Here is a 10589-nt window from a genome sequence, read left to right as displayed (position 1 = left end):
TGGAGCGGGCCGGGATCGATCCGGTGACGCTGCGCGGCAGCCGCACCGGCGTCTACGCCGGCAACATGTTCAACGACTACTCCTCACGGTTCGTGCACGGCGCGGTCCCGCCGGAGGTCGAGGGTGTGCTCCTGTCCGGTAGCACCCCCAGCGTGCTGTCCGGCCGGGTCTCCTACACCCTCGGGCTCGAAGGCCCCTCGCTCACCGTGGACACCGCCTGCTCCTCCTCCCTGGTCGCGCTGCACCTGGCCGTGCGCGCGCTGCGCCAGGACGAATGCGCCATCGCGCTCGCGGGCGGCGTCACCGTGCTGGCCTCGCCCGACGCCTACGTGGAGTTCTCGCGCCAGCGTGCGCTGGCTCCCGACGGCCGCTGCAAGGCGTTCTCCTCCACCGCCGACGGGGCCGCGTGGTCCGAAGGCGTCGGCGTCCTCGCCCTGGAAAGGCTGTCCGACGCGCGGCGCAACGGCCGCCGCATCCTGGCGGTGATCCGCGGCTCCGCGGTCAACCAGGACGGCGCCAGCAACGGGATGACCGCCCCGAGCGGCCCGGCCCAGGAGCGAGTGATCCAGCAAGCCCTCGACGACGCGACGCTGAACGCGAGCGACGTGGACGTGGTGGAGGCGCACGGCACCGGCACCAGACTCGGCGACCCGATCGAGGCCCAGGCGCTCCTGTCCACCTACGGCCGGGCCCGCACAGAGGACAGCCCGATCTGGCTCGGCTCCCTGAAGTCGAACATCGGCCACACCCAGGCGGCCGCCGGAGTGGCCGGTGTGATCAAGATGGTCAAGGCGCTGGAGCACCGCACGCTCCCGCCGACGCTGCACGTCAAGGAGCCGACCCCGCACGTCGACTGGTCCGCGGGGAGCGTCCGGCTGCTCACCGACCCGCGCGACTGGCCGCCCGGCGAGCGCCCCCGCCGCGCCGCCGTCTCCTCCTTCGGCATCAGCGGTACGAACGCGCACGCCATCATCGAGGAGTACATCCCCGAGCCCGTACCTGAGTCAGCCCCTGCCGAACAGGTCGTCACCGGCCCGCTCGCCTGGGCCGTGAGCGGCCACACCGCGCAGGCGCTGCGCGCGCAGGCCGAGCGGCTGCACGCGCACGTCACCGCGCGGCCGGAGCCGCACCCGGCCGACGTGGCCCACTCCCTGGTCGCCACCCGGTCCGTGCACCCGCACCGCCTGGTCGTGCTCGGCCGCGACCGCGAAGCCCTGCTCGCCGGCCTCGGCGGGCGGCCCGCAGGCGAGGTGGTCGAAGGAGTGGCGGCCGAGCGCACCCGTACCGCCTTCCTGTTCACCGGACAGGGCGGGCAGCGGCCCGGCATGGGCCGGGAGCTGGCCGCCGCCTCGCCGGTGTTCGCCGCCGCCCTCGACGAAGCGTGCGCGGCGCTCGACGTACATCTCGACAGGCCACTGCGCGAGGTGATGTGGGCCGCGCCCGGCACGCCGGAAGCGGCGCTGCTCGACGAGACCGCGTACACCCAGCCGGCCCTGTTCGCCTTCGAGGTGGCCGCCTTCCGGCTGCTGGACGCGCTCGGGGTCGCGCCCGCGTACGTCGCCGGGCACTCGGTCGGCGAGTTCGCCGCCGCGCACGTCGCCGGTGTCTGGTCGCTGCCGGACGCCGCCCGCCTGATCGCCGCCCGAGGCCGGCTCATGCAGGAGCTGCGCGCACCCGGCGCCATGATCGCGGTGGCCGCGACGCCGGAAGAGCTCCGGCCCACCCTGGCCGGGCTGGAGGACAAGGCCGGCATCGCCGCCGTGAACGGACCGGCCGGCGTGGTGATCTCCGGCGACGAGAAGACCTGCCTCGCGGTCGCCGAACAGTGGCGCGAACGCGGCCGGCGCACCCGGCGGCTGACCGTCAGCCACGCCTTCCACTCCCCGCTGATGGAGCCCATGATCGCCGGGTTCGCCGCCGAGCTGGAGTCGGTGACGTTCACCCGGCCCCGGATCGCGAGCGTCACCGGCCTCACCGGCGTCCTCGACACCCCGTGGACCGACCCCGAGTACTGGCTGCGGCAGATCAGGCTGCCCGTCATGTTCCAGCCGATGATCGCCCGGCTGGAGGAGCAGGGCGTGAACCTCTACCTGGAGGTCGGGCCGAAGGCCGTGCTCGCCGGTATGGCGCCCGACTGCGTCACCGGCGAGGACGCCACGATCCTCTCCCTGCACCGCCGCGACCGCGCCGAACCCGACGCGCTGGCCGCCTGCCTCGCCGCCGCCTGGGTGGCCGGCGCCCCCGTCGACTGGCCGGCGCTGCTCCCGCGGGGGAACCGGGTGGATCTGCCGACCTACGCCTTCGAACGCGAGCGGTACTGGCTCGGCCCGCCCGCCCGCGTCGCGGACCTGCCCGCCGTGGGCCTGCGCGAGGTCGCCCACCCCCTGCTGGGCGCCGAGGTCGAGCTCGCCGAGGACGGGCCCACCATGCTCACCGGCCGCCTGTCGGTGACGGACACGCCGTGGCTCGCCGAGCACGTCGTCGCCGGGGCCGTGGTGCTGCCCGGCGCGGTCCTGGCCGATCTAGTCCTGGAGGCCGCCGCGCGGACCGGGCTCGGCCTCGTCGAGGAGCTGATGTTCGAGGCGCCGCTGGTGCTGCCACGGCACGGCGGGGTCACGGTCCAGGTCATCGTGGATCCCTCTGACGCCTCCGGGGCGCGGCCCGTACGGGTGCACTCGCGGCCGGACGGCGACCACGAGGCCGGCTGGACCCGGCACGCCTCGGGCGTACTGGGCGATTCGGCCGCTGGTGGTGGTGTGTGGGAGTGGGCTGGGGTGTGGCCGCCGGTGGATGCGGTGGTGGTGGAGTTGGAGGGGGGTTATGAGCGGTTGGCGGAGTCGGGCTATTCGTACGGTCCGGCGTTCCAAGGGCTTCGGGCGTTGTGGCGGCGTGGTGAGGAGTTGTTCGCCGAGGTGGTCGCGCCCGATGGTCTGGACGTCACCGGTTTCGGCGTCCACCCCGCGCTGTTCGACGCCGTGTTCCACCCGCTGCTCGTCGCCGACCCGGCCGACGGGCTGCGCCTGCCCTTCGAGCTGCGCGGCCTGCGCCTGTACGAGGCCGAGGCCGGTGCGCTCCGGGTCCGCCTGACCAGGACCGGCGCCGACGGCTGCGCCATCGACGCGTCCGGCCCCTCAGGGCGTCCGGTCTTCTCCCTGGCCTCCCTGCGCGTACGCCCGGTCCCGGCCTTGGCCACCGGTACGGCGAGTCTGCCGCTCTACGGGGTGGAGTGGGCGGATGCGCCTGCCGGTTCGGGCTCCGGTTCGGGTTCGGGTGATCCGGTGGTGGTGTGGTGTGTGAGTGAGCTGGTGGGTGTGCCGGCTGCGGTGCGTGAGTTGACGTCGCGGGTGTTGGCGGCGGTGCAGGACGAGGGGTTGGCGGGGTCGCGGTTGGTGTTCGCGACCCGGCCGGGGGACCTGGCGGGTGCGGCCGTGTGGGGGTTGGTGCGGTCGGCGCAGAGCGAGCAGCCAGGCCGGTTCGTCCTGGCCGAGGTGCCGGAGGGTTTCACCGACTGGGCCACGGTGCTCGCCTCAGGCGAAGCACAGGTCCGCGTCGTGGATGGCCGAGTGCTGGCCCCCCGTCTGGCCCGCCGAGCACTCCCCACCCCGACCGCCCTCCAGCCCCCCGCCCCGCCCAGTACCCCCGCCTCTGCTCTCCCTGCCCCGACCGGTGTCCCCGCCTCTGCCCTCCCTGCCCCGACCGCCCTCCAACCCTCCGCCTCGCCCGGTGTCCCCGCCTCTGCTCTCCCTGCCCCGATCGGCCTTCGGACCTCCGCCTCGCCCGGTGTCCCCGTCTCTGTTCTCCCTGCCCCGATCGGCCTTCGGACCTCCGCTTCGCCCGGTGTCCCCGTCTCTGCTTTCCCTTCCGTTCCAGGTGGGGATGGGGCGGTGTTGGTGACCGGCGGGACGGGTGGGTTGGGGGCGTTGGTGGCGCGGCGGTTGGTGGAGCGGCATGGGGTTCGGGATCTGGTGCTGGTGTCGCGTCGGGGGCCGGGCGCTGTGGGGGTTTCGGGTCTGGTCGCGGATCTGGAAGGGGTTGGGGCTCGGGTTCGGGTGCTGGCCTGTGATGTGTCGGATCGGGATGCGCTGGCAGATGTCGTGGCTTCGGTGGGGCCGTTGGCGGGGGTCGTACATGCGGCTGGGGTTCTGGATGACGGGGTGGTGGGGAGTCTGACGCCTGAGCGGGTGGATGTGGTGTTGGGGCCGAAGGCGGATGCGGCCTGGTTCCTGCATGAGCTGACCAGCGGGATGGCGCTGCGGTTCTTCGTGTTGTTCTCCTCGCTGGCCGGGGTCGTGGGCAACGCGGGGCAGGGCAACTACGCGGCGGCGAACGCCTTCCTGGACGGATTGGCCGTTCACCGACGGGAGGCCGGGCTGCCGGCGGTGTCGGTGGCGTGGGGGCTGTGGGATGTCGAGTCCGGCATGACCGGGGGCCTGGACGTCGCCCGGTTGGCTCGCGCGGGGGTCGCTCCGCTGGGCGAGCAGGAAGGGCTCGCTCTGTTCGACACGGCTCTGGCCGGTGAGGTGGAGCCGGTCGTGGTGGGGGCGCGCTGGGACACGGCCGGGCTGCGGGCAAGGGCCGAAGGTGGCGACCTGCCGGGAGTGCTGCGCGGGCTGGTACGCCTGCCGCGCCGTACCCAAGGAAAGGGAGCCGCAGCGGGCCTGGTGGCCAGACTCGCCGAGCTGAGCAAGGAGGAGGCGCTGCGGTTGCTGACCGACTCGGTCCGCAACCAGGTCGCGGCCGTCCTCGCGCACGGCAGCGCGGACAAGATCAGCGTCGACCGTGCCTTCAACCAGCTCGGCTTCGACTCTCTCACCGCCGTCGAGCTGCGCAACCGGCTCAACGCCGACACCGGACTGCGCCTGCCCGCGACCCTCGTCTTCGACCATCCGACCGTACGGGAGCTGGCCCAGCACCTGCTCGACTCGCTGGCCCCGGCCCAGCCCTCACCCGAGGACATGCTGCGCGGCGCCCTGGAGCACGTGGGGTCGATGCTCACCACTGCCAAGGACGACGGCGAGATCATCCGCGGCAAGCTCGTCGCCGTGCTGCGGAGCGGCCTGGCCCGCTTCAGCGGGGAGCCGGAAGGCCAACCCGACACGATGGTGAACAAGATCGACTCAGCCTCCGACGAGGAGATCTTCGCCCTCATCGACAACGACCTGTGACCCACTCCCGTGATGACTGGAAAGGCCGGAGCGATGGAGACCGAGCAGAAGCTTCGCGATTACCTGAGGCGTGCGACCGTCGAACTGGCGGAGGCTCGTCAGCGGTTGTCCGAGGATCAGGGGCGTAGGCATGAGCCGATCGCGATCGTCGGTATGGCGTGCCGGTATCCGGGTGGGGTGGGGAGTCCGGAGGAGTTGTGGGATCTGGTGGTGTCGGGTGGGGATGCCATCGGGGAGTTTCCGGTTGATCGTGGGTGGGATCTGGAGGGGTTGTTCGATCCGGATCCGGAGGCTGTGGGGAAGTCGTATACGCGTCATGGTGGGTTCGTTCATGAGGCGGGGGAGTTCGACGCGGCGTTCTTCGGGATGAGTCCGCGTAGTGCGCTGGCGACGGATCCGCAGCACAGGTTGTTTCTGGAGTCGTGCTGGGAGGCGTTGGAGCGGGCCGGGATCGATCCGGTGACGCTGCGCGGCAGCCGCACCGGCGTCTACGCCGGCAGCATGTACGAGCACTACTCGACCCGCTTCCTGGACAAGGCGCCGGACTCGGTCGAAGGCACCCTGTTCACCTCCAGCGCCGCCAGCGTGCTGGCCGGCCGGGTCTCCTACACCTTCGGCTTCGAGGGACCGTCGATGGCGGTCGACACCGCCTGCTCCTCCTCCCTGGTCGCGCTCCACCTGGCCGTACAGGGGCTGCGGCGCGGCGAGTGCTCGCTGGCCCTGGCCGGCGGCGTGTCGGTGATGGCGTCGCCGGTGCCGTTCGTGGAGTTCTCGCGCCAGCGGGCGCTGGCTCCCGACGGCCGCTGCAAGTCGTTCTCCTCGACCGCCGACGGTGCCGCGTGGGCGGAGGGCGTCGGCGTCCTCGCACTGGAAAGGCTGTCGGACGCCCGGCGTAACGGCCGCCGCATCCTGGCGGTGATCCGCGGCTCCGCGGTCAACCAGGACGGCGCCAGCAACGGGATGACCGCCCCGAGCGGCCCGGCCCAGGAGCGAGTGATCCAGCAGGCGCTGGACGACGCGATGCTCGACATGCGTGACGTGGACGTGGTGGAGGCGCACGGCACCGGGACCACACTCGGCGATCCGATCGAGGCGCAGGCCCTGCTGGCCACCTACGGCCGCGTCCGCTCCCAGGACAGCCCGGTCTGGCTCGGCTCGCTGAAGTCGAACATCGGCCACACCCAGGCGGCCGCCGGAGTGGCCGGCGTGATCAAGATGGTCATGGCGCTGGAGCACCGCACGCTCCCGCCGACGCTGCACGTCAAGGAGCCGACCCCGCACGTCGACTGGTCCGCGGGCGGCGTCCGGGTGCTGACGGAGGCCGTGCAGCTACCGGGCGACCGGCCGCTGCGGGCCGGCGTGTCGAGCTTCGGGGTCAGCGGTACGAACGCGCACGTCATCGTGGAGGGCACCCCCGAACCGGAGCGCGTGGCACAGGCCGCCGGGGAGCCGCTGGTCTGGCCGGTGTCCGCGAAATCCGCCGAATCCCTCCGCGCGCAGGCCGCCCGGCTGCTCGCCTACGCCCAGGACATCGCCGCTGACGAGCTGGCCGGCGCCGGGCGGGTGCTGGCCCGGCGGGCGAGGTTCGAGCATCGTGCGGTCGTCGTGGCTCAGGACCGGGACGAACTGCTGGCCGGGCTGGCGGCGCTGGCCGAGGGCAGCCCGCATGCGGCGGTCGCGAGTGGCGTGACGTACGCCGAAGCCCGGCCAGTGTTCGTCTTCCCCGGGCAGGGCTCGCAGTGGGACGGCATGGCGGTGGAGCTCCTGGACACCGACGAGACGTTCCGGGCCGCCCTCCTCCGCTGTGACGAGGCGCTGCGCCCGTACACCGGATGGTCGGTCGTGGACGTGCTGCGTGGCGCGCCCGGCGCGCGCCCGCTGGACGGCACCGACGTGATCCAGCCGGTGCTGTTCGCCGTCATGGTCGCGCTCGCCGAGCTGTGGCGCTCGCTCGGCGTGCGGCCCTCGGCGGTGGTCGGCCACTCCCAGGGCGAGATCGCCGCCGCGTGCGTCGCGGGCGCGCTCTCCCTGCCGGACGCCGCCAAGATCGTGGCGCTGCGCAGCCGCGCGCTGATCCAGCTTCGCGGCAGCGGCGGCATGCTCGCCGTGGCGCTGCCCGCGGCGCGGGTCCAGGAGCGGATCGAGCCGTGGGCGGACCGCCTGTGGGTGGCCGTGCACAGCAGCCCCGCCGGCTCGGTCGTGGCAGGAGAGGTCGCAGCGCTGGAGGAGTTCGCCGCCGCCTGCGGTGACACCGTGCGGGTACGCCGGATCGCGGTCGACTACGCCTCCCACACCCCGCACGTCGAAGCGCTCCGCGACGAACTGCTGACCGTCCTCGCCGACGTGCGGCCGCGCGCCACCGACATCGGCTTCTGCTCCTCCCTCGCCGGCGAGCTCATCGACCCCGCCAAGCTGACCACCCAGTACTGGTACGACAACCTGCGCAACCCCGTACGGTTCCAGCAGGCCGTCACCGCCTTCACCGGCACCCCGCTGTTCGTCGAGGTCAGCCCGCACCCGGTGCTCGGCACCGACACCGAAGCCAGCTGCGACGCGGCGGGCGTGCCCGCGGGCAGCTGCCACACGCTGCGCCGGGGCGCCGGCGACCGCCGCCGCTTCCTCACCGCGCTCGCCCACGCCTGGGTGCTCGGCGCGCCGGTCACCTGGAGCGACGCGCTGCGCCCCGCGACGCACCCGCGCCGGGAGCCGCCGACGTACGCCTTCTCCCGGCGCAGGTTCTGGCTCGTCGGCGGCGAGTCCGGCCGGCTGCCCGGGGCGGGCGTCGGCGGCTCGCGCCACCCGATGCTCGACGCCGTCATCCCGATGGCCGGGGACGGCTACGTGCTCACCGGCCGGATCTCCCTGCGCGGCATGCCCTGGCTGACGGGTCACGCCGTGGCCGGCCGCGTGCTGCTCCCCGGCGCCGCCTTCGCCGACCTGGCCCTCGAAGCCGGTACGCAGGCGGGCTGCGCGCGGCTGGACGAGCTGGTCATCGAGGCCCCGCTCTTCCTGCCCGAGCAGGGCGCGGTCACTGTCCAGGTCACCGTGGACCCGCCGGACGCGGGGCGTCGGCAGATCGCCGTCCACTCCCGCGCCGAGGACGACGAGGACGACGGCTGGACCCGGCACGCCTCGGGCGTACTGGGCGATTCGGCCGCTGGTGGGGGTGTGTGGGAGTGGGCTGGGGTGTGGCCGCCGGTGGATGCGGTGGTGGTGGAGTTGGAGGGGGGTTATGAGCGGTTGGCGGAGTCGGGCTATTCCTACGGTCCGGCCTTTCAAGGGCTTCGGGCGTTGTGGCGGCGTGGTGAGGAGTTGTTCGCCGAGGTGGTCGCGCCCGATGGTCTGGACGTCACCGGCTTCGGCGTCCACCCCGCGCTTTTGGACGCGTCCTTCCACCCCCTCGTGCTGGCCGCCGGGGACGACGAGCTGCGGCTGCCGTTCGCCTTCGGAGACGTCCGGCTGCACGCCCCCGAGATCTCCACCCTGCGCGTACGCCTCACGACCACCGGCGAGGACTCCGTCATCGAGGCCGCCGACGTCACCGGCACGCCCGTCCTGTCCATCGGCTCCCTCCGCGCCCGGCCCGCCGACGTCCACCCGTCCACCCGAACCGGCCTCCCGCCGCACGGCATGGAATGGGTCGAGGCGCCTTCGGGCTCGGCCTCGGGTTCGGGCTCCGGTTCGGGCTTCGGTTCGGGTTCGGGTGATCCGGTGGTGGTGTGGTGTGTGAGTGAGCTGGTGGATGTGCCGGCTGCGGTGCGTGAGTTGACGTCGCGGGTGTTGGCGGCGGTGCAGGACGAGGGGTTGGCGGGGTCGCGGTTGGTGTTCGCGACTCGGCCGGGGGACCTGGCGGGTGCGGCGGTGTGGGGGTTGGTGCGGTCGGCGCAGAGTGAGCAGCCGGGCCGGTTCGTCCTGGCCGAGGTGCCGGAGGGTTTCACCGACTGGGCCTCGGTGCTCGCCTCGGGCGAATCACAGGTCCGCGTCGTGGATGGCCGAGTGCTGGCCCCCCGTCTGGCCCGCCGAGCACTCCCCACCCCGACCGCCTCCCAGCCCTCCGTCTCGCCCGGTGTCCCCGTCTCTGCTTTCCCTTCCGTTCCAGGTGGGGATGGGGCGGTGTTGGTGACCGGCGGGACAGGGGGGTTGGGGGCGTTGGTGGCGCGGCGGTTGGTGGAGCGGCATGGGGTTCGGGATCTGGTGCTGGTGTCGCGTCGGGGGCCGGGCGCTGTGGGGGTTTCGGGTCTGGTCGCGGATCTGGAAGAGACCGGGGCCCGGGTTCGGGTGCTGGCCTGTGATGTGACCGACCGGAATGCGCTGGCCGAGGTCGTGGCTTCGGTGGGGCCGTTGGCGGGGGTCGTACACGCGGCTGGGGTTCTGGATGACGGCGTGGTGGGGAGCCTGACCCCCGAGCGGGTGGATGTCGTGCTGAGGCCGAAGGCCGATGCGGCTTGGTTCCTGCATGAGCTGACCAGCGGGATGGCGCTGCGGTTCTTCGTGTTGTTCTCCTCGCTGGCCGGGGTCGTGGGCAACGCCGGGCAGGGCAATTACGCGGCGGCGAACGCCTTCCTGGATGGGCTGGCCGTTCACCGACGGGAGGCCGGGCTGCCGGCGGTGTCGGTGGCGTGGGGGCTGTGGGATGTCGAGTCCGGCATGACCGGCGGTCTGGACGTGGCCCGGTTGAGCCGCGCCGGCGTCGCCCCGCTGCGGGTGGAAGAGGGCCTGGGCCTGTTCGACGGCGTGCTGGACGGCGACGCCGAGCCGGTCGTGATAGGCGCCCGCTGGGACGCGGCCGGGCTGCGCACCAGGGCCGAGGGCGGTGACCTGCCAGGAGTGCTGCGCGGGCTGGTACGCCTGCCGCGCCGTACCCAAGGAAAGGGAGCCGCAACGGGCCTGGTGGCCAGACTCGCCGAGCTGAGCAGGGACGAGGCGCTGCGGTCGCTGACCGACTCGGTCCGCGACCACGTGGCGGCCGTCCTCGCGCACGGCGACCCCGACCAGGTCGACGTGGACCAGGCGTTCAACCAGCTCGGCTTCGACTCCCTGACCGCCGTCGAGCTGCGCAACCGGCTCAACGCCGACACCGGACTGCGCCTGCCCGCGACCCTCGTGTTCGACCATCCCACGGTCCACCTGCTCTCGGCCTACCTCGCCGAAGTCCTCGTACCGGCGCCACCCACGGCCGAGGAGACGCTGCGCACCGCCCTGGAACGGGTCGACGACCTGCTCGCCTCGGCCAACGGCGAGGCGCGGAGCATGCGCGACCGGCTCACCGCCATCCTCCAGGGCGCGCTCACCAAGCTAGGCGGCGCCGTGCAGAACGACGTCGGCGGCGTCATGGAGAAGATCGACTCCGCCTCGGACGAGGAGATCTTCGCCCTCATCGACAACGACCTGTGACCCATGACTCCCGCGACCGGAAAGGCACCG

General features: G+C 73.0%; 2 protein-coding genes. Both read left to right on the top strand.

Going from position 1 to position 10589, the window contains the following annotated elements:
* The coding region (locus IEY87_RS46755; protein WP_189141078.1) for a type I polyketide synthase at positions 1–5165 on the top strand (5165 nt) is incomplete at its 5' end.
* A gap of 12 nt (positions 5166–5177) precedes the next feature.
* Positions 5178–10559: an SDR family NAD(P)-dependent oxidoreductase gene (locus tag IEY87_RS24455; protein WP_308426452.1), complete on the top strand. Its 5382-nt coding sequence runs from the start codon at positions 5178–5180 to the stop codon at positions 10557–10559.
* The last annotated feature ends 30 nt before the right edge of the window (positions 10560–10589 follow it).

Source organism: Nonomuraea glycinis (assembly GCF_014646515.1).
Lineage (GTDB): Bacteria > Actinomycetota > Actinomycetes > Streptosporangiales > Streptosporangiaceae > Nonomuraea > Nonomuraea glycinis.
This window is presented reverse-complemented; position numbering and strand designations above follow the sequence as displayed.